This is a genomic window from Cytobacillus pseudoceanisediminis, from assembly GCF_023516215.1.
GTDB lineage: Bacteria > Bacillota > Bacilli > Bacillales > Cytobacillaceae > Cytobacillus > Cytobacillus pseudoceanisediminis.
The window spans coordinates 3,246,353-3,272,809 of the sequence record NZ_CP097349.1; the positions used below are offsets into that span (position 1 = coordinate 3,246,353).

24 protein-coding genes and 3 pseudogenes are annotated in these 26,457 nt (G+C 44.1%); 7 read left to right on the plus strand and 20 right to left on the minus strand.

From position 1 onward, the window contains the following. Positions 1 to 11 precede the first annotated feature (11 nt). Complete coding sequence (locus tag M5V91_RS17400; protein WP_019379375.1) at positions 12 to 629, plus strand: TetR/AcrR family transcriptional regulator; 618 nt, start codon at positions 12 to 14, stop codon at positions 627 to 629. Between the two features lie 144 nt (positions 630 to 773). Here M5V91_RS17400 and M5V91_RS17405 read toward each other — a convergent pair whose 3' ends face one another. From M5V91_RS17405 to M5V91_RS17430, 6 genes are all read right to left on the minus strand, one after another. Next, positions 774 to 1,472 (minus strand): ABC transporter ATP-binding protein, encoded by a 699-nt coding sequence (locus tag M5V91_RS17405; RefSeq protein ID WP_019379376.1) that lies wholly within the window; start codon positions 1,470 to 1,472, stop codon positions 774 to 776. A gap of 14 nt (positions 1,473 to 1,486) precedes the next feature. Beyond that, complete coding sequence (locus M5V91_RS17410; RefSeq protein WP_251174036.1) at positions 1,487 to 2,947, minus strand: ABC transporter permease; 1,461 nt, start codon at positions 2,945 to 2,947, stop codon at positions 1,487 to 1,489. 13 nt (positions 2,948 to 2,960) lie between these two features. Beyond that, positions 2,961 to 3,839, minus strand: coding sequence for a peptidylprolyl isomerase (locus tag M5V91_RS17415; protein ID WP_251174037.1), 879 nt, complete (start codon positions 3,837 to 3,839; stop codon positions 2,961 to 2,963). 14 nt (positions 3,840 to 3,853) lie between these two features. Continuing rightward, positions 3,854 to 5,053 carry a S1C family serine protease gene (locus M5V91_RS17420; RefSeq protein WP_019379378.1) on the minus strand — a complete coding sequence of 400 codons (1,200 nt, stop codon included), beginning with the start codon at positions 5,051 to 5,053 and terminating at the stop codon, positions 3,854 to 3,856. 310 nt (positions 5,054 to 5,363) lie between these two features. Beyond that, the gene (locus M5V91_RS17425; protein WP_284521381.1) at positions 5,364 to 6,905 is read right to left on the minus strand and encodes a vanadium-dependent haloperoxidase; all 1,542 of its coding nucleotides are present in this window, start codon (positions 6,903 to 6,905) and stop codon (positions 5,364 to 5,366) included. A gap of 354 nt (positions 6,906 to 7,259) precedes the next feature. Beyond that, complete coding sequence (locus M5V91_RS17430) at positions 7,260 to 7,721, minus strand: MmcQ/YjbR family DNA-binding protein (RefSeq protein ID WP_284521382.1); 462 nt, start codon at positions 7,719 to 7,721, stop codon at positions 7,260 to 7,262. A 190-nt stretch (positions 7,722 to 7,911) separates the two neighbouring features. On the opposite strand from M5V91_RS17430, the gene M5V91_RS17435 reads away from it, so the two are divergent. Both M5V91_RS17435 and M5V91_RS17440 read left to right on the plus strand, forming a co-directional pair. After that, positions 7,912 to 9,285, plus strand: coding sequence for a PepSY-associated TM helix domain-containing protein (locus M5V91_RS17435; RefSeq protein ID WP_251174039.1), 1,374 nt, complete (start codon positions 7,912 to 7,914; stop codon positions 9,283 to 9,285). Continuing rightward, the gene (locus M5V91_RS17440) at positions 9,278 to 9,772 is read left to right on the plus strand and encodes a FixH family protein (protein ID WP_226280685.1); all 495 of its coding nucleotides are present in this window, start codon (positions 9,278 to 9,280) and stop codon (positions 9,770 to 9,772) included. The genes M5V91_RS17435 and M5V91_RS17440 overlap by 8 nt, the downstream gene beginning before the upstream one ends. Before the next feature lie 35 nt (positions 9,773 to 9,807). On the opposite strand, the gene M5V91_RS17445 is transcribed toward M5V91_RS17440, so the two are convergent. The 5 genes from M5V91_RS17445 to M5V91_RS17465 all read right to left on the minus strand — a co-directional run bounded on the left by M5V91_RS17445 (position 9,808) and on the right by M5V91_RS17465 (position 13,009). Next, the gene (locus M5V91_RS17445) at positions 9,808 to 10,047 is read right to left on the minus strand and encodes a DUF3951 domain-containing protein (protein ID WP_009335129.1); all 240 of its coding nucleotides are present in this window, start codon (positions 10,045 to 10,047) and stop codon (positions 9,808 to 9,810) included. Positions 10,048 to 10,277: 230 nt separating this feature from the next. Then, a complete protein-coding gene (locus M5V91_RS17450) occupies positions 10,278 to 11,399 on the minus strand; it encodes an NADH-dependent flavin oxidoreductase (RefSeq protein WP_019379384.1) in 1,122 nt (373 codons plus the stop codon). 222 nt (positions 11,400 to 11,621) lie between these two features. Next, positions 11,622 to 11,867, minus strand: a complete 246-nt coding sequence (locus M5V91_RS17455) for a GreA/GreB family elongation factor (protein WP_284521383.1) — start codon at positions 11,865 to 11,867, stop codon at positions 11,622 to 11,624. Next, the gene (locus M5V91_RS17460) at positions 11,852 to 12,070 is read right to left on the minus strand and encodes a hypothetical protein (RefSeq protein WP_284521384.1); all 219 of its coding nucleotides are present in this window, start codon (positions 12,068 to 12,070) and stop codon (positions 11,852 to 11,854) included. Before M5V91_RS17460 ends, M5V91_RS17455 begins: the two co-directional genes overlap by 16 nt. 222 nt (positions 12,071 to 12,292) lie before the next feature. Then, entirely contained in the window at positions 12,293 to 13,009 is a 717-nt protein-coding gene (locus M5V91_RS17465) for a DUF2711 family protein (protein ID WP_284521385.1), read from the minus strand. Between the two features lie 572 nt (positions 13,010 to 13,581). Between M5V91_RS17465 and M5V91_RS17470 the strand changes: the two genes are divergently transcribed. Further along, positions 13,582 to 13,731: a hypothetical protein gene (locus M5V91_RS17470; protein ID WP_157380255.1), complete on the plus strand. Its 150-nt coding sequence runs from the start codon at positions 13,582 to 13,584 to the stop codon at positions 13,729 to 13,731. A 106-nt stretch (positions 13,732 to 13,837) separates the two neighbouring features. Here the strand turns inward: M5V91_RS17470 and M5V91_RS17475 are convergent, their stop codons facing one another. After that, positions 13,838 to 14,281, minus strand: coding sequence for an SRPBCC family protein (locus M5V91_RS17475; protein ID WP_217025850.1), 444 nt, complete (start codon positions 14,279 to 14,281; stop codon positions 13,838 to 13,840). Positions 14,282 to 14,370: 89 nt separating this feature from the next. Beyond that, positions 14,371 to 15,558 (minus strand): multidrug efflux MFS transporter NorA, encoded by a 1,188-nt coding sequence (gene norA, locus M5V91_RS17480; RefSeq protein WP_251174043.1) that lies wholly within the window; start codon positions 15,556 to 15,558, stop codon positions 14,371 to 14,373. A gap of 99 nt (positions 15,559 to 15,657) precedes the next feature. Between norA and M5V91_RS17485 the strand changes: the two genes are divergently transcribed. Then, positions 15,658 to 16,485, plus strand: a complete 828-nt coding sequence (locus M5V91_RS17485) for a MerR family transcriptional regulator (protein ID WP_019379390.1) — start codon at positions 15,658 to 15,660, stop codon at positions 16,483 to 16,485. Positions 16,486 to 16,732: 247 nt separating this feature from the next. On the opposite strand, the gene M5V91_RS17490 is transcribed toward M5V91_RS17485, so the two are convergent. Beyond that, on the minus strand, positions 16,733 to 16,933 hold the full coding sequence (locus M5V91_RS17490) for a cold-shock protein (protein ID WP_009335135.1): 201 nt from the start codon (positions 16,931 to 16,933) through the stop codon (positions 16,733 to 16,735). A gap of 573 nt (positions 16,934 to 17,506) precedes the next feature. Here M5V91_RS17490 and M5V91_RS17495 point away from each other — a divergent pair. Continuing rightward, entirely contained in the window at positions 17,507 to 18,040 is a 534-nt protein-coding gene (locus M5V91_RS17495; RefSeq protein WP_009335137.1) for an MEDS domain-containing protein, read from the plus strand. Between the two features lie 91 nt (positions 18,041 to 18,131). On the opposite strand, the gene M5V91_RS17500 is transcribed toward M5V91_RS17495, so the two are convergent. The 3 genes and pseudogenes from M5V91_RS17500 to M5V91_RS17510 all read right to left on the minus strand — a co-directional run bounded on the left by M5V91_RS17500 (position 18,132) and on the right by M5V91_RS17510 (position 21,201). Continuing rightward, a complete protein-coding gene (locus tag M5V91_RS17500) occupies positions 18,132 to 18,548 on the minus strand; it encodes a GtrA family protein (protein ID WP_251263894.1) in 417 nt (138 codons plus the stop codon). Continuing rightward, positions 18,523 to 19,558, minus strand: a pseudogene (locus M5V91_RS17505) (glycosyltransferase family 2 protein). The gene M5V91_RS17500 and the pseudogene M5V91_RS17505 overlap by 26 nt, the downstream one beginning before the upstream one ends. Positions 19,559 to 19,574: 16 nt before the next feature. Then, a pseudogene (locus M5V91_RS17510) lies at positions 19,575 to 21,201 on the minus strand (DUF6044 family protein). A gap of 170 nt (positions 21,202 to 21,371) precedes the next feature. On the opposite strand from M5V91_RS17510, the gene galU reads away from it, so the two are divergent. Next, on the plus strand, positions 21,372 to 22,232 hold the full coding sequence (galU, locus tag M5V91_RS17520; protein ID WP_034297303.1) for a UTP--glucose-1-phosphate uridylyltransferase GalU: 861 nt from the start codon (positions 21,372 to 21,374) through the stop codon (positions 22,230 to 22,232). Here the strand turns inward: galU and galE are convergent. From galE to M5V91_RS17535, 3 genes and pseudogenes are all read right to left on the minus strand, one after another. After that, a complete protein-coding gene (gene galE / locus M5V91_RS17525) occupies positions 22,227 to 23,219 on the minus strand; it encodes a UDP-glucose 4-epimerase GalE (RefSeq protein ID WP_251174044.1) in 993 nt (330 codons plus the stop codon). The genes galU and galE overlap by 6 nt on opposite strands. A gap of 589 nt (positions 23,220 to 23,808) precedes the next feature. Next, complete coding sequence (locus M5V91_RS17530; protein ID WP_251174045.1) at positions 23,809 to 25,671, minus strand: FtsX-like permease family protein; 1,863 nt, start codon at positions 25,669 to 25,671, stop codon at positions 23,809 to 23,811. Beyond that, positions 25,646 to 26,408, minus strand: a pseudogene (locus M5V91_RS17535) (ABC transporter ATP-binding protein). Before M5V91_RS17535 ends, M5V91_RS17530 begins: the two are co-directional and overlap by 26 nt. Positions 26,409 to 26,457 lie beyond the last annotated feature (49 nt).

The following is a 26,457-nucleotide window of genomic DNA, read 5'->3' on the forward strand; positions in this document are numbered from 1 at the left end:
GAATGAAATAAATGAAGAATCCGATCGATCAATTGCCGGCAAGGCAGCAGCAGGCCCTGAAAACACGCCATAAGCTTCTCGAGGCCGGAAAAGAAGTTTTTCTCGAAAATGGCTTCCAAAAAGCAACCATCTCCCAAGTGATCAAAAAAGCAAATACAGGCTACGGCACGGCGTACGTCTATTTTAAGAATAAAGATGAGCTTTTCATTACCTTAATGGAAGATCTCATGAACCAATTTTACGAAGTGGCAGAGATGCCCTTTAAGCCGCAGGCCAAAGAAGAGGCCTATGAAAATATTAAGAAGCAGGTCAGGCTGTTCCTGCGGCTGGCTTTGGATGAGCGGGACATGATGAAGGTCGTAAAAGAGGCAATCGGCGTCTCACCTGAGATAGAGGAAAAATGGTACGGAATCCGCGAACGCTTCATCGAGCGGATTTCAGTCGATATCCGCTACGCACAGGCGCAAAAGCTTGCCAAAAAGCAACTCGATCCGGCCCTTACCGCGAGAGGCTGGTTTTATTCAAATGAGATGTTCATGTGGGAGCTGGTGATGAATGAGGAAAAGTATCAGATGGATGACGTGATTGTGAATCTGACCAGAATGTATACGGGCGGGCTGTATGATTAAAGACTCATGTCCCACTTGTCATGATTTGTGTGCCCCTCTTCCATTTTACAATCAAATTTTGCTCATTAATGCGCCACTTCCCATTCCACCGTCTGTTTTAAAATTTAAAAAAGGTGCCTCCTCCCTCAGGAAAAGGCACCTTTTTCAATTCGAAACCAGCTCGGGGTCATTCGCTGTAACCGTAATACTCCCTTTTGAAAGCTTCACAACCACATCCGAATCTCTCGCAATGTCGGGATCATGCGTAACGACGATCACGCATTTCCCTTCTTCATGTGCCAGTGCCCGTAAAAGACCGACAATCTCCTGGGCCGTGTCTTCGTCCAGGTTGCCGGTCGGCTCGTCCGCGACAATCAGTTCGGCGTCACAGCACAAAGCCCGGGCAATGGACACACGCTGCTGCTGGCCGCCGCTTAAAGTAAGCACTTTTTGCCGGGCCTGGATTTCAGAAATCCCGACCCGCTTCAGCATCTCCACAGCAATCACCTTTTTATTTTTCGCAGAGGATCCGGTAATCTCCATTGCGGTCAATACATTCTGCAGAGCCGTCATATACGGAAGCAGATTATAAGATTGAAAGACAATGGAGACAAACTTATTTCGGAATCTCGTCAGCCCAATTTTCCGGATATCCTTTCCTTCGTACAGCACTTCTCCGTCCTTCGGAACATCCAGGGCACTGGCCAGAGCAAGGAATGTCGTTTTCCCGGATCCGGACGGCCCGATTATGCTGTAAAAATTCCCTTTTTCAAAACTCACATTAATATTATTCAAGATATCGTGTTTTTTATTTTCATGTTTATACCAGTAGCTGATATTTTTGAATTCCAGCAATGAACTCATTTTTCCATCTCCTTTTAATCCTGCTTGCTTAGAATGGCTTTTGGCTGAAGGCGCAATACGGTTAACGAAGGCAATAGTGCCGACAATGCCGCAATCAAGAGGCCAATTAGTGCAAGGAAGCCAAGATCTTCTCGTGTCACCTGAACATTCATTTCATCTACCGTCTCCACTGTTTCCTGAGTCTGCATCATACCCGGACCGAAGCCGCCCATGCCCCTTCCTCTGAAGGACTCCGGTGCATTCGTCTGTTCTGCTGATGCCAATTCCTGATTCAGGAGCTGGTCGCCAAGCTGGCCCGCCACCACATCGCCGCTTGCTGTGGCAATGCCGAGCGATAACACAGCCACTACTAAAATTTCCGCCATAAACTGGCCTGCAAGCTTCCACCTTGTTTCCCCGATCGCCAGCAGGACGCCCATTTCATACTTCCGCTCACGGATTAACATCATGACGATCAGACCCAATATGACTGCTCCGGCAATGGATACCAGGTACACAATATTTTTCGAAAATCCGGCTACATTCTCAATCGGGCCGACCATCTGCTGATAAAGCTGGTCATCGGCATCAAGCTTGAACGTTTCGAAATCGATGCTGCTCTCTGCTTTTGCCTGATCGATAAAGTCCTGCATATCGGCAGGATCCTCTATGTAGTAGATGGCGCTATCGATTGTATTTTCATAGTCAGACCCCTTTAGTGCTGCAGCAGCAGTGTATGGAACATACAGCTTGTTATAAGGATTCAGTGCTGTAAAATCCATTGCCTGATCAGATCCGGCAGAAGCTGTCTGATAGATTCCGATCACTTCAAGCTCCATTTCAGCCGTTTCATCACGCGGGTTGATGACGGTAATCTTATCGCCAACTCCCAGCTCGTTTTCTTCCGCCAATGTCTGTTCAATCAGCGTGACATTTTTACCGATATGCTCCTCTGTGATCCCGGTTCCTTCAACCATCGATGAGGTCCCATCCATAAACTCCGCAACCGCGTCTGTAAATGCAACCCCCTGCAGGCTCACATCCCCCTGCATCATTCCGCCCGGCATGCCTCTCCCAGGCTCCTGCCCTTCACCGCTTTCCTCAGATGTGTCAGAGGCAGCCGAGTCGCTTTCAATCGGATCAAAACCGAAGGCCAGCCCAGTGGTGGATGAGTAGAAATTATAGCCTTTAATCTGGTCATAAGAAGCCAGTTCCTCTGCGGCATCAAGCGGGACAGGAACTGACTGGAAACGCATCCGCTCCCCTCTGCTCTGCTGCCGGGACATCGCCTGCTCTCTCAGTTTTTCCATATCAGCCTGCAGGGTGACATCTGCCCCCAGCTTTTGGCGGGCGAGATCTCCCGACTTTTCGGCAGCTGTCTGGATCGATAAACCTGCCAGCACTAATACACAAATCACGGTAAATACGAAGATCTGCAGAATGCTTTTCCCTTTTCTGGCCTTCACGCTTAAAAACGCTCGTTTTAAAAAATTCATCTCAAGTTTCCCCTCAGCCCTCTAAATAGTTCTTAATCTCATATTCTTCAAATTTTTCTTCCAGCCAAGCCGTATATTCTGTTTGCATCTCTGTTTCAAATAATGTATTTTTAACCTCTTCTTTCACATCTTCATAGGCTGCTTCTTTGGCTTCCTGCTTTTCTGCCACTTTGATTACGTGATAGCCATATTCGGTTTTAAAAGGATCGCTGATTTTTCCCGGTTCCAGCGAGAAGGCGACCTCTTCAAATTCCTCGACCATATCTCCCTTTCCGAAAAAGCCGAGGTCCCCGCCAGCATCTTTGTTGCTTTCATCGGTCGAGTATTCAGCCGCAAGCTTCGCAAAATCACCGCCATCATTCAGTTTTCCGATGACTTCCTTTGCCGTTTCCTCATCCTCTACTAAAATATGGCTCGCTGATACCTGTTCCTCCTGGGCAAAACTTTCTTTGTTTTCGTCAAAATAGGTTTTCATAGCTTCTTCTGAAATCTCAATCCTTGGTTCCAGCAGCTTCTTGGTTGCCAGGTAGGATTCGATATCCTCCTCAAAATCAGCCATTGAGAGGCCGCTTGATTCGAGCGTCTGCTTTAAAGCATCCTCACCGCCGTATGACTCCGCATATACAGCCTTTTCCTCATCAATTTCTTCCTGTGTCACTTTCACATTTTCTTTCTTCGCTTCCTGATCAATCACTTTCTCGGTGATCAGCGAATCCAGAAGCTCCTGCCCATACTGGGCAACGAGACGCTCATGCAGCTCATCCCTGCTGATTTCTTCCCCGTTTACGGTCGCAGCAGCATCATCCTCCTTTATTGTAAAAAAGATGGCTGCCGCTGCCCCGATCGTTACTACACTGCCTAAAATCCAATAGATAACTTTCTTATTCTTCATCCTGTTCCCCTCTCCTAATTCGCTTTCTGGTTGCTTGTCAGCGTGACTTCCGCCGTTTTCAATTCGCCGCCGCGGTAAAATTCGATTTTCACCTTATCGCCAATCGAAAAACCGCTGTATAAATGCTTGCGCAAATCTCCGGAATTCGTGATTTGCTTTCCGCCAATGCTGACGAGAATATCCTCTACCTTAAGTCCGGCTTTGGCAGCGGCCGAATCCGGATCAACATTCGCCACTATTGCCCCGCTAGTCACGCCATCAGGGAGATTTCTTAAATATTGAGGCGGCACTTCTTCAAAGCTCGCCAGGCCAACACCAAGATACGGGCGGACCACTTGTCCATTTTCAATCAGCTGATCAATCAGTGTTTTCACTTCATTGCTTGGGATGGCAAATCCAAGGCCTTCCACCCCGCTATCCGCGATCTTCAGGCTGTTGATCCCGACCAGCTGGCCGGATGTATTCATCAATGCGCCGCCGCTGTTGCCCGGGTTGATCGCTGCATCTGTCTGAATGACATTTAAGTTCCATTCCCCTGCAGACGTGCTGACTTGAATCGAGCGGTCGACCGCACTCACGATTCCCTGAGTCACTGTTCTGGATAAATCCAGGCCAAGCGGATTGCCGATCGCCAGCACCTGATCACCAGCTCTCAGCTTGGAAGAATCGCCAAACGTCATGGCTTGAGCGTCTACATCCCCTTTGATTTTCAGCACCGCAATATCTGTCAGCGCATCGGTTCCAATCAATTCTGCCGTTGCCTTCTCACCATCATGCAATGTCACCTGAATCTCACTCGCATTTTCAATCACATGGTTATTGGTCACAATGTATGCCGCATCATCTGTCTTTTTAAAAATTACACCCGAGCCCGTACCGCTTTCTGAAGCTTCACTCGACTGGCTGAACGGATTATTGTTTTGCTGCTGCATATTCACAACGCCAACAATCGCTTTCGATGCCTGCTCAATTGTATCCGCCAGGGATTTGGATGAAGAAGATACTGGCTTCACATCGAGATTGGATGAGCTTTCAGCTTGTCCAGTTTCTTCCGGAACGCTTGCCTGCGGCGTATCCTCCTGGAAATAAGGAACGGCTGTCAGCGTAAGCGCCGAACCCAGCACACCAGCCGCCACGGTTGACAGGAACCCTTTCCAGACCGGTTTTTTGGCCGCCCGATTTTCCGTTCTGCTTTCTTCGTTAAACTCTGTCATGATTAAACACTTCCTTCTTATCTATTTTGAATTTGAATAGTTTTCGTTTGCCTTACAAGTCATACTTTAAAGGCCCAATGTGTCAGGAAAATGTCAAAGGAACTTTTTCGAAAAAAACTTGTCCCACTCTTGATAAATAGGGATTGGGCTCTACAAGACGCTTCTGAGAATTTCCGCTCCCATCAAATAAATGACGAGCCGGAATGGCAGATGCCAGGATCAGGATTTTTATCCAGATCCCCTTTCTTATTGCACAAAAAAACACATGGCGCTGAGGCTCGCACATGTGTATATAATGCTTAGATAATCGTTACTTTTTTCCGTCAAATTTGGTTAGCGTAAAACCGTTAAAATGCTCATTAAAGGATGAGCTGTAATCCCGCAGGAGCCCAATGGCCACTGCTTCACCAAGCTTTAGCCCTTCTATGCCATCAGAGCGCCAATGAACACCTGCTGTGTCTCTGCCCAGGGAAATATTCACACCAAGCTTATTAAGCTCCCCTCCTGCTGTCAGAGGTTTGCCCGGATAAGGAAGCAGTGAGAGTCCATCCAAACTTGCTTCCACCGGATCCGGAATCACAAAAGATTCGTTGAAAAATGCTTTAAGGATCGTAACCCCTGCACCGGCTATGCACGCATGACCTGCAGGATAGGCAGGATGGGTCGGGCATCCTTCCGGATAGGCCATAGGCAGAAGATAAGAGCCATATTTGCTGAATACTTTAGAAAGGGCTTCAGATTCAAGAAGCTCTGAGTGGATCGGGTATTTAGCCGCTCCATTCATATGGTTATGATCACGCCCGCCAAATTCTTCTGGACGGAGCCTGCGGTGGACGAGAAACTTTTGGAACCAGGAAGCTTCCAGTGCCATCCTCCCTGCTTTTGTGACCATGTCCAATATATGAGCAGCCCCGAAGGTAATGAAACCTCCCTGGGTAGCCGACTTAAGATAAGGGTTGTTCCGATCGAGAGCCTCAGGCCCATAACTAAGCAAAATTAAGCAGGCCGATAACGGACATTGAAATGAAAAATCATAATGTACATACTCACCTAAGTCACGCCCGTTGCGGATATAACGGGGCACCGGATCTTTTATCGATTCTCGGGGTAATGAACCATTTTGGATGTCCAGCCATTCTTCATAAGAAGTCATATAATCAGACCCAGCCAAAGCGGTGCGGTATTTCTGGGGAATGACTGCAGAACCAAATGGAATGTCCTTCCAGAGGAACTGTGAAAGATAGGGACCTGTAAGATTACCTGGAAACTCACTGCGGAACAAGGTTTCAGGAGTGACCTTTCCGTTATCTTTCGGTCCCCGAAAATCAGAAAATCCTGATAGGTCACCAGCAGCCTCGGCAATCAGGGGATCACTTTCATAAGCCCGGAAAGGAATATCCCTGGTAAGCGCCTGCCAGTATAACTCTGCCATTTCTCCCGCCTCCAAGGCGCTGCTGAAAGCTGGAGGCTTGGACAGATTCAATTGATGGCAATCAGGACCTATTAAATCATACACATAGGAAGCCTGGGGATTTGAAAGCTTCACCTTCCCACCCATTGGGATCGATTCAAAATCTTCTGGATTTCCGGACTTTAAAGCTTCCATATACTGTTCATACGCCTCGGATACAACTTCTCCAAGAGAATTATGGGGAAGCCCCTTAGAGTAGCTGCCTATTTTCCCGGGAAGCTGTTCATCTCCATTGCATGAATGTTCTTTTGGCGGCACAAGCAGGTGAGAAGCAGCAGACATAAGACGGATGCAAAAGGCTGCCTTCATTCGCTTCCACCCTGTTTTAGGTGCTATTAAGCAGCCCTTTTCCTTATGATAGTAAATTTTCTTTTCTTCCATATTAGCTCCTCTGTAACTTCTATTTGTTATTTCATGATGATTATTTCATTATATTCACAGGCTAGTTGTAAGCTTGGGCATCAAACTAGTAACTCCTAACCATTTTATTCGTCCTCCTCCTAACTAGCCGGAAAAAAGAGTTTGGGAATGCTATGCCGGATGAAGGAGAGAATGGGAATCTCTTTCCATAAAAAAATGCGCAGAGAAACTTTCTCTGCGCATGACATTTTTTCAATCCCAAATCGTACTATAAATATAACTAACTAAAAGTGAGGTGTGAAAATGTTTATTAGACTTTTTCATAAATCAGACCGCACAGGCAAAATCGCCATTCTATCAAGTACCATTCTTTTATTAATAGGCGGATTGACTGCGCTTTTCCTTTAGCTGAATCATGACGGTTTGTGTCGGTTTTATGCTACTAGGATGGACTCCCCCTATTTTCAAGTTTTTCAGGATGGATTTAGGCGCCGTCCGCAAATAAGCTTCTTTTATCAAGCCTTCAACCTCAACCCACTCTAGTTCATGATCACCTAAAATCGAGGTCCAGCCATGCTGTCCAATATAGGGTGTCTTGAAAAAACGGCTGCCTTCCTGCACTAAAAATTCCTGTGTTTCTTTCGATGTTTTCATGGCAATGGACGGAATGCCCTCTTCGTTCTCTCCCAAAATAACAAAAGGCTTATCTTTTACTCTAAATGAAGTATGTCCAAATTTATCAGCCTGTTCGGCGGTTTCAGGAAAACCAATGGCAATCTCCCTTACCTTTGTCAGAATCTCTATGCTTTTTTGTGATTTTAATTGTTTATGGATCATCTTAACACTCCCTTGCCAGTTCTTTCATGATAATATTCAACACTATATTTAGAAACCCTTGTCTAAAAAAGAGAGTTTCTGGCTGTTATGACAGCTTTTTGCCAAAAAACTTTTTCAAAACTTCATTCATTTCTCACATTCCCCTTTTAAGATATGAAAAGAAGATTAACGAAGAGGAGTTTTTGATGACATGGAAACGGTTAAAGAAACGGCTGATATACAGAAACCGCCGCAGACTAACACCTCTCTATACAGAACGGTTTGGAGATGGCACTTTTATGCGGGCATAATTTTTGCGCCATTTCTTTTTATTCTGGCGGTAACCGGAGCAATCTATTTGTTTAAGCCGCAAATCGAGGGTGTCCTCTATCAGGATTATTATGAAGTCACCCCTCAGGATGAAAAAATTTCAGCTTCACAGCAGATTGAAGAAGTGAAGAATCAATATCCGGTTGCAGCAGTGACGGTGTACCGTCCCGGGGAAAGCGCCGATCGTTCAAGTGAAGTCGGCATTGTGAATAACGATGAATCGCTTACTGTTTTTATCAATCCTTATACAGGTGAGTCCCTCGGGGCCTTAAACAGCGAGGACCGGATTATGGATAAGATAGAAGAGTTTCACGGGGAACTGATGGCCGGCACGCTGGGAGACCGGATCGTAGAGCTGGCGGCCTGCTGGGCAGTTGTGCTCATTGTAACAGGACTGTATTTATGGTTTCCGAAGAAAAGGCCTGGCATGGGCGGCGTCCTTTTTCCCCGGCTGAATAGAGGGAAAAAGACTTTCAGAAGAGATTTGCATGCAGTGCCTGCCTTCTGGGTCACTGCTGGGATGCTCTTTTTAATCATGACAGGATTGCCTTGGTCCGGATTCTGGGGCACAAACTTTCAATCGATGGCAACCAATACCGGGGAAGGATATCCCCCTAGTGTCTGGGTTGGAAGCGGACCCCAGTCAACCATCCAGACGAAAGACATTGCCGATGTTCCATGGGCTGCCGAAAATCTGGACGTGCCTGTGTCAGACCTTCAGGGATTTATTCCGCTTTCGATTGATGATGTGGTTTCTGCTGCAGAACGTGAAGGCGTCCATCCCAGCTATTCCATTTATATTCCACAGGATAAAACGGGAGTGTATACAATTTCAGCTTTCCCGCCAAAAGCGCAGGATGAAATTACGATGCATGTCGATCAATATACAGGTGCGGTTTTAACAGATTACCGCTATGACCATTACGGGTGGATCGGGAAACTAGTCGCATGGGGAATTACGCTTCATAAAGGGACACAATTTGGCCTGATTAACCAATTAATCAGTTTATTCATCTGCCTTGGCATCATCCTTGTGGTGGTAAGCGGCTATTATTTGTGGCTCAAACGCAAGCCGAAAAAAGACATGGGCGCACCAAAAACAGCTGGGTTTAACAACACAAAGGGATTCTTCCTTCTGTTAATTGCCATGGGAGTCCTCTTCCCATTAGTCGGCTTAACGATCATCGCTGTTTTGATAATTGACTTTTTCTTAATCCGGAGAATACCAGCGTTGAAGAGGTTTTTGAATGCGTAAGTTTATGATAGGGGAGTCTAATGCCGTGAAAAAATATGTCTTTATGATCCTGCTGCTGTCTTTTCTGAGTGCATGTTCACTTAATGAGAATGCAGCAGAGCTTTACAAACAGGAAACTCCGCTGAAACTGGAAATACAAACACCGGACACTTTTACAGCCGGAGAACAGGAAACAGTTAAAGCCACTCTCACACAGGACGGCAAACCGGCTGATCATACTGATTTTGTTCATTTCGAAATTTGGAAGCAGGACGGCACTGTCCACTATGGGATGGAGGAAGCAGGCAATGAGGGCGGGGGCGTCTACAGCATCAGCAAGGATTTTGACAAGGATGGCCTTTACTTTGTAAAAGTGCACGCCCAGCAAGGCGGCAGCCTGATCATGCCGCAAAAGCAGTTTATTGTGGGAGAGCTGTCGAAAAGCGACGTGGAATTCCTGCAAAAAGGAACAGGCAAGCAGGAAGCGGGGCAGGGTCATCATCATTAATTTAGAACAAAAAGGATAGAGTTTGTCAGGAGAGGTTACCTGCTATCTATCCTTTTTCTTCTCTCCTGCTTCTTTTTATTTCCCTGAATTTCATCTTCAGCCAGGATTTCTTGTTCTTCGTGAAACTCCACTTCAGATTGACCTGTAATTTCATCAAATGGGGTATAGAAAGGCTGAACACTTTTCTTTTTTACAAACACTTTATAAAACCCTATAAGCACTAGTATGACTATGGCTGCTGGGAAACCGGCTGCCATTAAATCAATCAGGTTCATTTGCCCTCCCCTTTTCATATGGATATCTGGTATATGTTTATAGGTTTCGTTTGCAGCTAACCTGCCCTGTTAACTTCAATAAAGAAGGCGTTTATTCCTGCTTGAGCTCGAAGCACTAATGACTGCTGCTCTCCAACAATTATGGCCACCACTGATAAATAAAGAAAAGGGACTTCAGCAGTCCCTTTTCAAATATTTTTTAATATAAGCGCTCAATCCTGAAGACATCCTCAATCTACAACCGGAAACCACCCAGGAGTGTTTACAATTGCCTGCCAGAGCGGATCAGGGATGACCAGCTTTTCCTGATCCTTCTTGGATAAAGTGGTGGCAATTTCAGACTCTTTTCCTTCCTGCACCTTCTGCACCCAATCCGGCTCCATAATCAGTTCCCGGCCAAGGGCGACCATGGCCACTCCCGTTTCCAGTGCTTTTACAGCTTCATCAGGAGTATGAATGGACCCTACTCCGATAAGCGGCAGGCGGTTATTCATTTTTTCTAACAGATGCTGAATTCTTGGCTTAGCATCATCAGCCCCGCGTCTCGGTTTGGACCAGAAGTCCATCAGGGAGACATGAAGATAGTCCAGCCCTTTATCTGACAGTACATCGACCAATTGAAGAGTATCTTCCATGGTGATTCCTGGCTCAGTAGGCTCTTCCGGTGAAAAACGGTACCCCACAATGAATGGCTCTTTCGCATGTTCTTTTACCGCTTCTTGGACTGCGTCCACCACAGCAAGAGGGAACGTCATGCGCTTTTCAAGGCTTCCTCCGAATCGGTCCTCACGGCGATTTGAATGCGGAGAAAAGAACTGCTGAATTAAATAGCCATTGGCTCCATGGATTTCAACGCCATCATAGCCTGCCTGGATGGCCCGGCGGGTTGTTTCGCCGAAAGCGGCAATGATGTCCTCCACTTCCTTTTCCGTCAGTGCTCTTGGAGTGTTCCCGCTTCCTTCAGATGCAACCGCACTGGCACTGACTGTTTCGCCATTTGGAACGAGCTCTGGAGGGCATTCCCTTCCGCCATGAAAGATCTGGAGTATTGCTTTGGCACCCTGCTCTTTAATGCTGGCTGCCAGCCTCGAAAGACTTGGAATCATCCCATCGTGATCGCCGCCAAATTCACCATGGAATCCTTTTCCGTTTGCTGTCACATTTGTACAAGCCGTAATCACCATTCCTACCCCTTTGGAGCGGTGTACGTAATAATCAATCTCGGCATCTGACACGGTTCCATCCGCATGGGATGAGAAATTGGTCATTGGAGCCAGAACCACTCTGTTTTTTAACTCCACATTATTCTTTATCTTAAGAGATTCTAATAGCGGTTTATAGCTTGGATTCACAAAAAAACACTCCTTTTTATAACCTTTCAAACCTAGTTTGTTATTTATTTCTTCTGTTTACGCATAGTAAACTGCGCAAATTGAGAATTACCCTGCAAGAAGGCAGCGAAAGATTACTGTAATGTTATATGTTACAGTTTAAGAAGTCAATTATTTGAATCGGAAGCTCTCTCCGCCTGGGACAAAGGGACAAATTTGTCCCTCCGCTCCAAATAATATCCGTTAACCTGTCTCCTTGTCCCAGTATGATATTTTTTCGATAACTACATCCAGCTGGCCGCTTGGGATAATCAGGGATGTTTGTTCACCCATATTTTTTAACAGAAGCTGCCTGCCAACCGGGGATAAGAATGAAATGCAGCCATTATCAGGGTCAGACTGATCGGGCAGACAGATATGATAATCCTCCCGGTCATCCTCCCCGTCGAATAACACAGTTACCTTTGTTCCAATCAATACTTTTCGCAAAGGGGTTCTGCTGGAGCTTGATTACAAAGTGTAATGTATTTCTCCACTTCACTTACATAATTACTAAGGAAGTCCTTTTTCCTCTCCTTGAGCGGAGTGGAAGATAAATAAAGGCTATTCAGATCCTGATAGTTATCATCAATAAACGTCAGCTGCTTAATAAAGTACTCTTTTTCAGTGAGGGCGGGGATACTATGGTTCATAGTAGATAACCCCCCTGCTGGGATCAAACACCTTGCAAAACTTCATTTCTACTGTCATTTCCATGCACCATCCTTCTTTTGAATATATAAAAAGCAGACCTTTCCCGTTTATAAAGAAAGGTCTACTATATATTTACAACATAGCATATATGTACCTGAAAAGCCAGCTAACTTGTGGGTCATTGGCAGGCTTTCGGAGGATTATCTTGAAATCTTTTTATGCTAATTACCTTCTGACAAACTCCAATAAATCTCCGTATCTTCTTTACAATAAAACCCTTCTAACCGACAAGAATCAACCAAAGATTCTACAGTGACTTTGTCAGAACACAATAAAGAAAAATGGCTATCCCAATGTGTTGTTATCAATATTTTATTATCGTGAGTAAATAGGCTGATACGGCCGTCGATTAGATTGTTGTCGCTAATTAAATCATCGATATTTTCCAGTTTTCTTTCTGTGCAAAATTCATCTCCAAGCCAAATCCAGCTGTGTCCAATTGCTTTTATACCTCTAAGTAAATGGTTCATTATAAATTCTGGCAATACCCCTTCAGCTGGCTCTGCAATTCTATTTTTCAAACATGTCTCTTGAATGATATTAGCTGTTTTGACATCCTGGCGCTCATCTATTAGCCCCAAAATGCTTGTCCTTAGGCCAATATCCAACTGTTTATAACTTTTTATCCCTGATAATGACAAAAATTGTTTCCAAGAAACCATTTCGCAATGTTCTCTTATCTCATTCCTGCCCGGATATGTTTCTGGGTTAAATAGATCGAAATCCATCATTTTTGGTCTGATAAAGGGATGAAAAAAAACAAAAATTTCTTCAAATACTCCTTTATAAAAATCCTTAATAGGAATATCTTCTGCAGCACAGACTGCATATCTATGTGGTTCAGGCAGTATTCTCACATCGGACATAAATCTTCCCATTCCTTTCCCTGTGTACGATGAAGATTCTTTTACTTACATAATCGCATTCAGCCGCTTGATTGCCGAATGAACCGTCAGTCTATGAAAGGTAATAAGCTTCTTTTTATAAACAACGGAAAACACACCATAAGGAGTAGGGGATATTGTCATTAATTCTTCCCTGTTCTTAAAATCAATTATTTTGACAGGAATGCCTAATTTAGCCGCTTCCGTGTTTATGTTTTCTGCAGCAATGTCAACGTATGGGTTCGGACTCCTTTACTCGGATTTGTCCTTCTTGTGTCCGAAGGTCCACTAACTTCAGACTCCATCCATTTGGTTTTCCATCTATCTTGTCCGAAGGTCCGCCAACTTCGGACTCTTCCCCTAGGATTTCTACCTAATCCGTCCGAAGGAAAACCCGCTTCGGACTCCTCCAACCGGATTCCCTCCGGTCTTGTCCGAACAGTAAAAAGAGGGACAGATGTCCGGTCCCTCTTATCAAATATCGCTCCAGCTACACTTCTCCTCATCCCACTTGAATAGTTTCACAATTATTAAGCAATCTAAACTGTGTATGGGAGGTGAAGATATTGTCACATCAGAACGGCAAGTCAGAGAAGCAAGCAGCGAAACCCTCAGTTGAAAATCGTCAAGGTTCAGGTTCAGAATACGAAAGAGAGCGTGCTGGGAAAGTAGAAGGGTACGGTCAGCCATACCCGGATAATGGTGCTAAAAGTTAATGATAGGCTAAGAGTGAATTAGACGTTAATTCACTCTTTTTGCTTTAAGCATGCAAGCCTCCCAATCATTACGCCTGGTACAGTCGATAACAGAATCGAAATCTTATTAATGGATTAAAGCTGCTCTCAAATCACTAATGCCATGTTCCAAATAGCCCTTAAGGCAAGTCAGCATGTAGATCCAGCCTTCTTTTTGCCCCAGCATTTTGCTTACGGCTTCAGGGTCATTTTCGTCAAGACCGGATTCGTTCACCTCAATGATGGTACTCAAATGATTCGTCTCATTCAGTGTAATGGCAACAACTGTTTCTTCATTCGTTTCTCCGCCCCATGAAAACACGATTTTCTTATTTTCCTCAAAATCTAATACATTTAAAATGCCTTCTGCGCCATATTCATCATATTTCACAGTAATGGACTTGCCTTGTGCCCATCTTTCGGAACTCGATGAGAACCAGAAATGACCGATTTTAACTGGGTCAACGATGGCATCAAACACCTCGCTGGCTGGCTTATTTATTTTTAATTTCGCAGTTATTTGAGTATCCACAATAAATCAACTCACTTTCAGGTAATTAATATTCTTTTATTATATCCTGAACTCTTTTATTTTTGTGGAATGAGTATGTTAATTAGCTGCTATACTGCTTTCACCACTTTGGATGCCTTCTCTGCAGGCTTTTTCCAGAGCAGGGTCAGCCCAATCCCCAATGCCATTATGACCGTCGCAAAATAGTATGGGTAGTTAATATCGATATCAAACAGCATCCCTCCTATAATAGGTCCGCTGATATTCGCCAGACTTGTAAACATCGAGTTCATGCCGCCCACGAAGCCTTGTTCATTGCCGGCGATATTGGAAAGATAGGAAGTGACAGCCGGACGGAATAAGTCGAATCCTACAAACACAATGAATGTTACAAGTAAAATCGCGAAGTAGGAATGCACTACAGTCATTAAAAACACAAGCAGTCCGGATAGTATTAGGCTGTAGCGGATCAGTTTGATTTCTCCCCAAATACGGGTCAGGCGGTCAAACAGCAGAATTTGCGATACAGCTCCGAAAATGGCTCCGCCTGTAATCACAATGGCGATATCTGATGGTTTGAAAGCAAACTTGTGATCCACAAATAAGCTAAAGAATGACTCAAACGCAGCCAGCCCAAATGAGGCAATGAAAATCAGAATAAAGGCCAGGAAATATTTTGGCTCCATTACGCGTCTGAAGCCGCTTCTGCCCTCTGCAGCCCCTTCTTGATTTTCTTCTTCACTTCGTTCAGGCTCAGATAATAAAATCATCGAAAGCGCAGCTGCCAGTGCACCCATTGCTCCTGCAAAGAAGAATGGCACACGCGTTCCAAATTCCGCTAAAAATCCGCCGATGCCGGGACCGATAATAAATCCCGTACTAATGGCCGCTGACATATACCCGAGTGCCTTTGGACGGGTATCCGTCGTCGTGATATCCGCGATAAAGGCTGTCACGGCCGGCATAATAAAGGCCGCACTAATTCCGCCCAAGATCCGGGAAACGAATAGCACCTCGATCTCTTGGCCGATCCCGAATAAAAACTCCGATAAACCGAAAATAAATAGGCCCGTGACAATCATGATTTTCCTGCCCCATTTATCGGCTGCTCTCCCTGCAAACGGGGAAACAATAAGCTGAGCCAATGCAAATGCGGCTGTTAAATACCCGATCGTTGTGCCCGTTATGCCCAATTCATTCATCAATGTAGGCAGAACAGGAATGACCAGGCCAATTCCCAGAAAGGCTATGAATAAATTCGTCAATAATAAACCTAAAGTGATTTTTTGTGTCTTCATCTATATCATGCTCCTTACAAAACAGTCAAACTTGATTTATTTATACGTTTTATCCTAGTGTATATAGTAACTATATAGTCAAGGGCGGTGATGTAAAAAATGAGTAAAAAAGATGGCAAATATTTAACGACTGGCGAATTCGCAAAGCTTTGCAAGGTTAACAAGCAGACAATCTTTTATTACGATCAAATCGGGATTTTGTCCCCTGTAAAGAAAAGTGAAAAAGGCTATCGCTATTATTCCATTCATCAATTAGAGTTATTTTTTGTGATTGATTTATTAAAGGATCTTGGCATGTCGCTTAACGATATTCAGCAGTATATGCAAAACAAATCGCCCGAAAGCTTTTTATCCATCATGTACCGGAAAAAAGAAGAGATTATAAAAAAACGGCAGGAGATCGAAATGAAGGAGAAAATGATCGAGGCCAAAATCGGATTAATGGAAGAAGCTTCCAAGCTTGATTTTAATCGAATTGCGCTTCAGCCATTGCCGGAAGCAACCCTCTATCTAAGCAGGAACATCCAAAATATATCTGATGAAGAATTTGGGGAGGTCATCTCGGATTTCATTAATGAATTGCAGATCTCACAGCTTGATTCAGGGTATCCGATTGGAACTATAACGAAGCGGGAACAGGTGCTGAAAGGGGAATTCTCCAATTACAGTTACTTGTATATCGAGCAGCCAAATCCAAAGGAAGGACATCCGTATTTTCGGGCTGTAAAAGGTGATTTTCTCATCGGCTATCATGTTGGGAGCGAAAAAACCATCAGCCATACATATAAGCGGTTTTTCTCAGAGATGGAGCGGCTGCATTTAACCTTAGGGGAGCATGTTTTTGAAGAGTACATTTATGATACCGTTGTACAGAATAATAAGGAGCAGTTTGTCACTAAAATTATGATGCAGGTTATCAGGGGATAGGATTTCCGTCCATCTTTATCAAAGGTGTTAGGAAAATTCACAATAATATGATACACTTTGTTTACCATTTGATTTACTGTGTACATGTGCCCTGCTCATTCGTGAGCGGGGTTCCTTATTAGAAAAGCGTAACGCCTTGTCCACCAGCTGGAGCTAGACAGTTATCAACGTTCAAAATTAATACTTCCTTATTTTCACATACAAAAAAACAGGCCCATAAAGAGCCTGCCCTGAGTTTTGGTTTTAATTAAGCTTTACGCACGTTAGCTGCTTGAGCTCCACGCTGACCTTGCTCAACATCGAAAGTCACTTCTTGACCTTCTTCTAAAGATTTATAACCTTCGCCTTGGATAGCTGAGAAATGAACGAATACGTCTTCTCCACCTTCGCGTTCGATGAATCCGAAGCCTTTTTCACTGTTAAACCATTTTACTTTACCATTTTCCATTTTTGTTGCCTCCTTGTGCGTATAAACACACATTGTGTTACTATCCTTGCTCTCAGTGATCATCAAGACGTAAAGTTTTACTCAAACTATCCTTTACACCGAACAAAAATAATTCTTATTTAGTTTAACACTTTTCTGAATTATATGCAAGAAAACACAAAAAGGAAAACATTATTTCTCCATGCGGGCATGCAAAAGCTTCGAAATTAACCATAAAAAAGACTGCTATTTCATAGCAGTCATGGATAGTGCCTTAAGAAGTAATAGAATATCCTGATGAATGCTGTTGCGTACTTGATCATCGCTACAGTTCTCAAAATCAGCCTGTAAACGTCCAAGTTCTCTAATGAATAGTAAGTTTTCTTCCTTACTAAGCATAGTGTATTCGCTCCTTTTTACATAGGGAAAAACACTATGTCGTTTCAGGGTAACACTATTGCATTTGATTTACAATCAATCAACAGGGCTCTTAATAAGCAGAGTTTCTCCTTTCGCTGGTGAACCCTTTCAATATCAAAGTATGATAAACTAAATTTGCAGGCATAAAATGACAAAATTCAATGGGGTGCAAATTTGGAAAGTTTACATTTAAAAGAAGTCCATGAAATTCAAGACCTTACTAAGGGACATGTATTATATTTTTTCAAGAATCCGGACCACTATATTTCAAATGTCATTGAATTTGTTCTTTCGGGCTTAGAACGAAATGAATACTGCATCATTATAGAAAATGACCGAATGACTCCATTGATTAAGAAAAGTCTCACAGAGAAATTGAATAATAACTGTCTGAAAAAAGTAATGTTCGTCAATAATTATGACTTCTATTATGCCAAGGGGGACTTTAGAGTTAATTCTATTTTCGATTATCTTCCGAACTTAATTGAAGGTTATTCAGAACAGGATTTAGCTGTCAGAAGCTGGGCTCATGTCGAATGGCGTGAAGAACCGGAAGTCTGTAAAAAATTATCGGTATCTGAAAAAGAAGCGGATCTAATCGTTGCCAAAACAAAACTTCTATCCGTTTGTGCCTACGATTCAGAAAGGGTTAGTAATGAATTAAAAGAAAGTCTCCTATCTTGCCACAATTTTCTTGTAAATGAATGATAAAATTAGTCTCACCTTTAATAAGTGAGACTAATTTAGCTCCCCTGTGAACCTTCTCCTAAGAACCTGCTCTACTGGCAGTTCACTTTCTCTATTTAGTAAAAACGAGGTATTTTTGTCCGATATAGTTAGTTAATGTGTAAATGCCAGCTCCTAAAAGAACCGCAAGCTCTTCAGGTGAAACATCATGCCTGAGAATCGTAACAGTCTGCATAAATTCTGCAGCCATGCCGCTTATGGAATAAGAAAGAATATAGCACAGAAACAAAATAAGAATGAAGCGCACCGCACTGCTTTGAAGGCTGTCCCTGCTCCTGAAGGTGAACGTTCTGTTAAGGAAATAACTGACCGCTGCCCCCATACTGTTCCCCAGAAATGTTGCAGTCCAATACGTCAGCCCCGCTAAATCCAGCAGCATAAATATCATGGATAGCCCGACAATTGTATTGACTGTTCCCACAAGCAAAAATCGAATAAAGGTATTAGTTCGTTTCAGATAATGTTCCAAAATGAATGTCCGCGTGCTCATCATCATGGTCTCCGTCCGTAATCAAATGGCGGGAAATCGGCAGATTAAACGCATCTACTTCAATAGAGAATTTAGGTCTGCGTTTCGTTTCTTTATAGATCTTCCCTATATATTCCCCCACCAGGCCAATGGCTGTCAGCTGAAGTCCCCCAGCATCCAAATCGAGGTGATTAACGAGGTCCAGCCGGTTTCGGTTTCACCATAATAACGCAATCCAAGAAAGTAGAGGCCAAAAAGAAAGCTTATACAAAAAGAGCCGATGCCCAATGCCAATACCATTCGAATCGGTGTAACGGAAAAAGAAGTAATGCCTTCAAAGGAAAAGGCCAGCATCTTTTTCAGCGGATACTTTGTTTCCCCGGCAAGACGCTCTTTGCGGTCATAATAAACATTGGCCGTTTTAAAGCCCAGCAAAGGCACAATTCCGCGCAAAAAAAGATTGGTTTCCTCATAGCGCTGCAGTTCTTCCAACGCACGCTTGCTCATCAGGCGGAAATCAGCATGATTATAGATAAGATCGACACCCATTTTCTTCATTATTTTATAAAATCCCTGTGCCGTGTTTCTTTTAAAAAACGTATCACGGTCCCTCTTTTTCTTACTCCATAGACAATGTCATATCCTTCGCGGAATTTCAGGATAAACTCCCGGATCACGGTAATATCATCCTGAAGATCGGCATCGATGGACACCGTGCAATCCGAAGCCTTCCCTGCAGCTGTTAAGCCCGCAAGCAGAGCATTCTGATGTCCCGCATTTCTGGCAAGCTTCAGCCCTCGCACTCTGGGGTTATTCAGGCTCTGCTTATAAATGATCTGCCAGGTCCGGTCCCTGCTGCCATCATCTACAAACAAAATTTTGCTTTTATCAGAAACAAGTTCATCATCCAGCAATTCTTCAAGCAGCCCATTCAGCTGATTAATTGTATCCGGCAGTACCTCCTCTTCGTTATAGCAAGGAACTACGATGGTGAGTACTGGGTTGGTCATTCTTAATTCCTCCTGCTTATATGGCTTTATAAAGGTAGATTTTCCACACAGAGCTTTTTGATTCAAAAACCTTCTCCAGCCGAAGCAGATTCTCTTCCGCATTATCGATCGGTACAGATGAAAAAAGATAGGAACCGCCCATGGCCTTAAAGGCTTCTGTATTTAACTCAAGATTCTTCAGCCTTTTTTCGTCCGCTTTTTAAACATATAATGCTTGCCAAGCTCGTCCGTGAAGAGATAGCATCTTCCGCCCCATTCATCAAAATAAATTCGGAGTGTTTTATTTTTTCAGCTCTTTCTCAATGATTTTCCTAAACTGATATTTGTATGTTAAGGGGTAGAAATTATTATACGAATCCAGCGTGTAAAAGCCATTATACTGGGCAATGGCCGGATGAAGCCCAATGCTTGCCACCCGGTAATCCTCCTGCGGAAGCCCAATGTATTCTTTAATAGCCGAGAATTGTTCTTCTGCGTAAAATTGCCTGACCGTTGGCTTATCCTGAAAAAGAATTTCCTCGTTGAAAAAGGAAACGGTCATGATCTGTGCAAGCACAAAAACCGGAACAAGGCGCCTCCAGAACGGTCCATGAGACCAAATGATTTTCAGGGTCAGCGCGAAAAGCAAATAGATAACCAGCGGCCTCAAAAAGTGATACCTGGCAAAGTTGAAGGTATCAAGAACATGAAAACGCTCTGTCAGAGGCAGCCAGCCTTTATAAAACCAGAAGGCATACCATGCTGATAGGGCAAAGTTAAGAAGAAACAGGAACAAAAACACCTTGTCCTTCTTCCCCTTTTTCTGCCTTAGCGTCATAAAAAGAGCTACAAACATCAGCGGAAGAATGACCAGAGTATGCATCGAGGCAGCATGGTGGTGCCCCAAAGCAAAGTTCTTGAATGTCAGCCTGACGCAATGCCAGAAAGTGAGCCTCGCATGGAAGTACTCATCCCGGCTGTTTGGCTCATCGTCAAAAAGAAAGGAATAAACCAGCCTGTATTCCACGATGAAAAAAATTCCGGTCATATAAACAATCGATAAAAGAAATGGCCAATTCCATGCTTTTTTCCTGATGACGTCCGTCAGCCAGAAGATCCCCATCGCGCTCAAAAAAAGAAAAACCCAAGGACAATGCTCGCATAAAAAGGCAATAGGGTTAATACAAGGACATTTTTCCACGACCTTTCCCCCTGCCTGATATTTAAGAAGGCCCACAGAGCAAGCGGCATCCCAAGCGTGCTCAGCATACCGGAGGGCCAGAATGGCGTGAAGGCAAAAGCAAGGGCTGTCCCAATCGTAATGGGCGCCCACTTTTCTTCTTTAAGAAAGTGCTTTTTCAAAAGCAAATACATACCGATAAAAGCAAACACCCTTGTGATCGTCTGGCTGAGTGCATAAGCAATCATCGGCGGAAAAAGGGCATACAGCCAAACAATTAATGTAAATTCCGAGCCAAACGCATTGCGGGACAAATTTCCGTTCATAACTTGTGGAATGACAGCGTCAATCGGTCCTCTCAGCTGTCCGCTTTCAGCAAGGACTTTATACCATGCCAGATTGCTGTCAAGATTATCATGAACGCGGATATGCGCGTCTTCACCTAATATGTATAGGGGGATACAAACAGGACCAGGGCAATCATGGCCAGAATAAGGAGATTTTTCTCGGCTTTATTTTTTTCAAAAGCAATCTCTACACCTCTGGGTTCAAGATTATTTACAATTTTAGGGTTCACGAACAGGGGCAAAATATTCAGGAAGGGATAATACAACCCTCCACCTACATAAAAATAGAGTGGAAAGGGGGATTTTTATGATTAAAAAAGCGGTCATTCCCGCCGCAGGCCTCGGAACCCGTTTCCTGCCTGCCACAAAGGCACAGCCAAAGGAAATGCTCCCTATTGTCGATAAGCCCGCCATTCAATATATTGTGGAGGAAGCTATTGCTTCAGGAATTGAGGATATTATCATCATAACGGGGAGAAACAAACGGGCCATTGAAGACCATTTTGATAAATCGGTTGAAATGGAGCTGCTCCTACAGAAAAGCGGAAAGCTTGAAATGCTTGAGGAAGTGCGCCAAATAACCAATCTGGCTGATATCCATTATGTCAGGCAAAAGGAGCCGCTCGGATTGGGGCATGCCATTTTATGCGCGAGAAAGTTCATTGGCAGGGAGCCGTTTGCCGTCCTCCTTGGCGATGATATTATTGATGGGGAACCTCCTGCCATGCTGCAAATGATTGAGCAGTATAACCAAACGGGGGCAAGCATCCTCGGATGCAGTGAGGTCCCCCTGTCTGAAGTCAATAAGTATGGAATTGTCGGCTATTCAGAACAGAGGGGCCCATTATATAAAGTGGATAGCCTCGTTGAAAAACCTCCTGCTGAAAAGGCACCTTCTGCGCATGCAATTATTGGCCGGTATATATTAACACCCGCAATTTTTGACATGCTTGAAAACGGAAGCCCGGACAGCAAAGGCGAGCTGCAGCTGACAGATGCCCTCGATGCTTTGCTTCGCCGGGAAAGAATTTATTCGTATCTAATCCAGGGAAAGCGTTATGATATTGGAGATAAATTCGGCTTTCTTAAAGCTTCGATTGATTATGCCCTGCAAAGACCTGAACTGAAGGAAAAGCTTTCACTATACTTAAGGCAAGCTCGCTTATGATTTACGATATCCGTCAGGATGGGACCTGTGCCAGCTCCAGGCATCCTCGACGATCTGGCGGATACTTGTTTTTTTCGGCTGCCAGTTCAGCAGTGACCTTGCTTTTTCTGATGAAGCAACCAGTTCTGCCGGGTCTCCAGACCGGTGGGGAGCAATCGTCACTTTAAAGCATCTGTTTGTTACCTCTGCAGCGGTTTCAATCACTTCTTTTACAGAGATCCCTTTGCTGCCTCCAAGATTAAAGACATTGCTTTCCCCTCCAGCTTCCAGGTAGCGGAGTGCCAGCAGATGGGCTTCAGCCAAATCCTCTACATGAATATAGTCCCTTATGCAGGTACCATCCTTTGTTGGATAGTCATCTCCAAAAATGGAGACAGATTCTCTTTTTCCAAGTGCCGCCTGCAGGATAATCGGGATCAGGTGGGTCTCGTTCTGATGGTCTTCGCCAATTTCCCCTGAAGCTTTTGCCCCTGCAGCATTAAAATAACGGAGCGACACGAACCTTGCCCCTGATGCCTGCGCCCACCAATGGAGCATTCGTTCAATGGCAAGCTTCGTCTCGCCATACGGGCTTGCCGGTTTGAGGGGCGCGTCTTCCTGTATAGGCTGGCTTTTTGCCTCACCATATACGGCTGCAGTTGACGAAAACACGAGCTGTTTCACCTTATGCGTGTCCAAAGCCTTTAGAAGGTTAAGAGAACCAAGTACATTATTATCATAGTAATGTAACGGATTTTTCATCGATTCCCCTACCAGGGATGAGGCCGCAAAATGAAAGACTGCCTCTATTCGCTCGCCTGAAAGGACACTATTCAGAAAATCCTGTGATCTGATATCCCCCTCATAGAAAGCTGCCTTTGGATGGACCGCCTGCCTGTGGCCCGCAGCCAAATGATCAACTACCACTGTTTCATACCCTTTTCGAATGAGAAGATCTACTATATGTGAACCAATATAACCTGCTCCTCCTGTAACCAAGATTGCCATTCCATCACTCCTGCATAGATTTACTTTCCCTTTTCTATATGCAGGTGTGAGGTTGAGTATGATAAAACTGCGGAGTCCCTCCTTCCCCGAATGAGTATCAGGTTCGGCTCTTCTGTTCGGATTCTCCTTCTCATGTCCGAAGTGGGTCTAGGTTCGGACTGCTCCGCGCGGGTTTCTCCATCTCCTATCCGAAGTTGCATCAGGTTCGGACTGCTCCGACCGGCTTTCCTCTTCTCCTGTCCGAAGTTGCTCTAGGTTCGGACTGCTCTGAACGGGTTTCCTCTTCTCCTGTCCGAAGTTGCATCAAGTTCGGACTGCTCTGAACGGATTTCTCCTTCTCCTGTCCGAAGTTGCATCAGGTTCGAACTACACTGACCGGGTTTCCTCTCCTCCTGTCCGAAGTTGCTCTAGGTTCGGACTGCTCTGACCGGATTTCTCCTTTTCTTGTCCGAAGTTACATCAGGTTCGAACTACACTGACCGGGTTTTCTCTTCTCCTGTCCGAATCAGCACCAGGTTTATTCTATTCCCCTCTCCCCTGTCATTAAAAAAGGGCCAGATTCATCTGGCCCCCACAATTCTAATTAAATTTAAATCGATGCCTTTATCTGCTTCGTATAGAAAAAGCGCACTATAAAGAAGTAAACAACCTGGATGGCCAGGAAAACACTCAGAACAGCAACTGATTCCTTAAACAGGTTAAAGTAGAACAGGTTCGATAACGCTGTCAGGGCTACAGCACCATGGATAAGAGCGACGAGGATCGGTGCGAAAAACAGAATCATGGTCTGTCTGTTTAAAACCTTTTTCAGCTCTTTCTCGGTTAACCCCATCTTGGAAATCGATCTGAATTTTTGTTTATCTTCATCCAGGTCCATGTAGAGCCTGAAGTACAGGAAGCTGCCGGCTGATACAAAAAAGACAATCCCGATAAACAGACCGACAAATAAAATGGGCCCGTAGCCTTTCATAATCTCATATATTTCGTAGTCTACTGATGTAATTTCATATCTTGGCAGTTCCTTGTACAGCTTTTCAGAGGCAGCCATTACCCTTTCCTCTCCATCTGTTGCCTGCCAGGCGTAATAGCTTTCCTGAAACTCTGGTTCAGGAAGCTTTTGATAGTCTACATCTGACACGATAAAATAGGAATCTGTTGCCGGCAGTGCTTTCGAATGAATGACTTCCTTTGGCTTTAAAACAGTGCCGGACTTCAGTGTAATCGTTTCATTCAGGAGTTCCTTCGTTTGCCCGAAGTTGGTCCCTTCAAACTCAACTGTCATTACTTGCCCGTCTTTTAAGTCAATCGGATCTTCGTCAATGAGCGCGGCAAAGCGGTTAAAATCGGATTGACCCGCAATCAGAATGGAATCCTCGCCAACTTCAAAGTAGCGTAAAATAGTATGCTCCGAATCCGCTTCAATCTTTTCTTCCTTTAACGTTTGATTGATAAACTCAACATTCTTCACTTCATTTTCTTCAGAAGTTTTATAGGAAAACGTTGTGGAATTGACATTTTTTATGTTTGAGGTCAGCACGGTTTGAAAACCGAATAAAGAACCAATTGCACTGAACGCAACTGTTGAAACCATCGCAACCATGAAGAAGGTTCGCGCATTATCCTTCATGCGAAAGGCCAGATCTGAAAACAGCAGCATATTGGTCTTAAACCAAAAAACACGTTCATTCTTCTTTAATCTTCTAATAATATAAACACTTAATTGCGTAAATAACAGGTAGGTGCCAATGCAGACAACGATGATCACCGGCACCATTGCCGCTACAACGACTAACCCTTTTGCGATTAGTGCAACAGCATACCCCGCACCTAATAATAGGACAGCCAGCATCGTTAAGAAAAGATTTGCTTTTGGCTCACCCTTTGACATTTTATTTCCCTTTATTAATTCAATCAGCTTTTTGCTGCGCAGTACATACGTCACAAATAAGGAGATAAAGAAAAATAAAATAATAAAAGAAATGAAGGTGATCAGGATGGCCTTCACTGGAAAATAAAAAGACAGTGCCCGCTCAATAATCAGCACATTTTCAGCCAGCAGCAAAATCGCCTTTGCAAATACAACACCGAGGAGGATTCCGCTTAGGGTTGCCAGAAAGCCAATCAGCATATTTTCCAAAAACACCATGAGACGAATCTGTTTCATGGACATGCCCTGCATCATTAATAACCCAAACTCTTTTTTCCGGGACTGCAGAAAAGAACTCATAGAATATAAAACAAAAAAGAACGAAAACACATAGATAATGCCTGCTGCTGCATTCATTCCCTTCGTTACAGTTGAGTTCATGCCATCCCCGCTTAATGCTGGATGATTCGCAAAAATCGAGAAGGTAAAGAAGACCATAACTGTAAATAAACTGCTGAGGAAGTAGGCTGCATATAAGCGTTTGTTCCGTATGACGTTATTAAACGCGAACTGACGAAAGGTCATGTGCATCCCCTCCAAGCAAAGAAAGTGTATCGATGATCTTCTGGAAAAAGGCCTGGCGGTTATCACCGCGGTGAATCTCCGAATAGAATTTTCCGTCGCGGATAAAAATGACCCTGTTGCAATAGCTCGCGGCCTGCGCATCATGTGTGACGAGCATCATGGTTGTCTTCTCAGTCTTATTAATCGACTCAAGCATTTCCATTACATCTTTGGAAGACTTGGAATCCAAATTCCCTGTAGGTTCATCCGCCAGCAGCAGCTTCGGCGTATGAATCATCGCTCTAGCCACAGCGGCTCTTTGCGCCTGTCCGCCTGATATTTCATACGTCCGCTTTTTCATAATGCCTGTAATTCCCAGTTTTTCAGCGATTTCGTATGCCTTGTCTTTCATTTCCTTCACTTTTTCCCGTCCAATGTTAGCGGCAGGACTATATTTTCTTCAACCGTCAAGGTATGAAGAAGGTTGAAGTCCTGGAAGACAAATCCTAATTCACGGCGGCGGAATTGGGCCAATGCCTCTTTTTTAAGACATGGGGATTTCTTTCATTGATCAGGATTTCCCCTGTTGTCGGTTCATCAATGGTGGCAATCATGTTCAGCAGTGTCGTTTTTCCGCTTCCCGAAGGACCCATGATTCCGACGAACTCACCTTCATCAATGGTTAAGTTAATATCTGTTAACGCACGATAGGCGATCTTTCCTTCATAAATCTTGCTTACTTGCTTCACTTTTAGCATCACAAGTTCTCCTTTCACATTCAGTTGACTTGTGATCAGTATATCTACT

Excerpts from the sequence above, each read along its gene's own strand:
- M5V91_RS17445 (WP_009335129.1), bottom strand. The coding sequence starts at position 10,047 with ATGAACCTGATTGATTTAATGGCAGCCGGTTTCCCAGCAGCCATAGTC.
- M5V91_RS17425 (WP_284521381.1), bottom strand. The coding sequence starts at position 6,905 with ATGGAAGAAAAGAAAATTTACTATCATAAGGAAAAGGGCTGCTTAATA.
- M5V91_RS17410 (WP_251174036.1), bottom strand. The coding sequence starts at position 2,947 with ATGAATTTTTTAAAACGAGCGTTTTTAAGCGTGAAGGCCAGAAAAGGG.
- norA (WP_251174043.1), bottom strand. The coding sequence starts at position 15,558 with ATGAAGACACAAAAAATCACTTTAGGTTTATTATTGACGAATTTATTC.
- M5V91_RS17460 (WP_284521384.1), bottom strand. The coding sequence starts at position 12,070 with ATGAACCATAGTATCCCCGCCCTCACTGAAAAAGAGTACTTTATTAAG.
- M5V91_RS17440 (WP_226280685.1), top strand. The coding sequence starts at position 9,278 with ATGCGTAAGTTTATGATAGGGGAGTCTAATGCCGTGAAAAAATATGTC.
- galU (WP_034297303.1), top strand. The coding sequence starts at position 21,372 with ATGATTAAAAAAGCGGTCATTCCCGCCGCAGGCCTCGGAACCCGTTTC.
- M5V91_RS17405 (WP_019379376.1), bottom strand. The coding sequence starts at position 1,472 with ATGAGTTCATTGCTGGAATTCAAAAATATCAGCTACTGGTATAAACAT.
- M5V91_RS17435 (WP_251174039.1), top strand. The coding sequence starts at position 7,912 with ATGGAAACGGTTAAAGAAACGGCTGATATACAGAAACCGCCGCAGACT.
- galE (WP_251174044.1), bottom strand. The coding sequence starts at position 23,219 with ATGGCAATCTTGGTTACAGGAGGAGCAGGTTATATTGGTTCACATATA.
- M5V91_RS17430 (WP_284521382.1), bottom strand. The coding sequence starts at position 7,721 with ATGATCCATAAACAATTAAAATCACAAAAAAGCATAGAGATTCTGACA.
- M5V91_RS17465 (WP_284521385.1), bottom strand. The coding sequence starts at position 13,009 with ATGGGAAGATTTATGTCCGATGTGAGAATACTGCCTGAACCACATAGA.
- M5V91_RS17490 (WP_009335135.1), bottom strand. The coding sequence starts at position 16,933 with ATGGAAAATGGTAAAGTAAAATGGTTTAACAGTGAAAAAGGCTTCGGA.
- M5V91_RS17400 (WP_019379375.1), top strand. The coding sequence starts at position 12 with ATGAAGAATCCGATCGATCAATTGCCGGCAAGGCAGCAGCAGGCCCTG.
- M5V91_RS17420 (WP_019379378.1), bottom strand. The coding sequence starts at position 5,053 with ATGACAGAGTTTAACGAAGAAAGCAGAACGGAAAATCGGGCGGCCAAA.
- M5V91_RS17485 (WP_019379390.1), top strand. The coding sequence starts at position 15,658 with ATGAGTAAAAAAGATGGCAAATATTTAACGACTGGCGAATTCGCAAAG.
- M5V91_RS17530 (WP_251174045.1), bottom strand. The coding sequence starts at position 25,671 with ATGACCTTTCGTCAGTTCGCGTTTAATAACGTCATACGGAACAAACGC.
- M5V91_RS17415 (WP_251174037.1), bottom strand. The coding sequence starts at position 3,839 with ATGAAGAATAAGAAAGTTATCTATTGGATTTTAGGCAGTGTAGTAACG.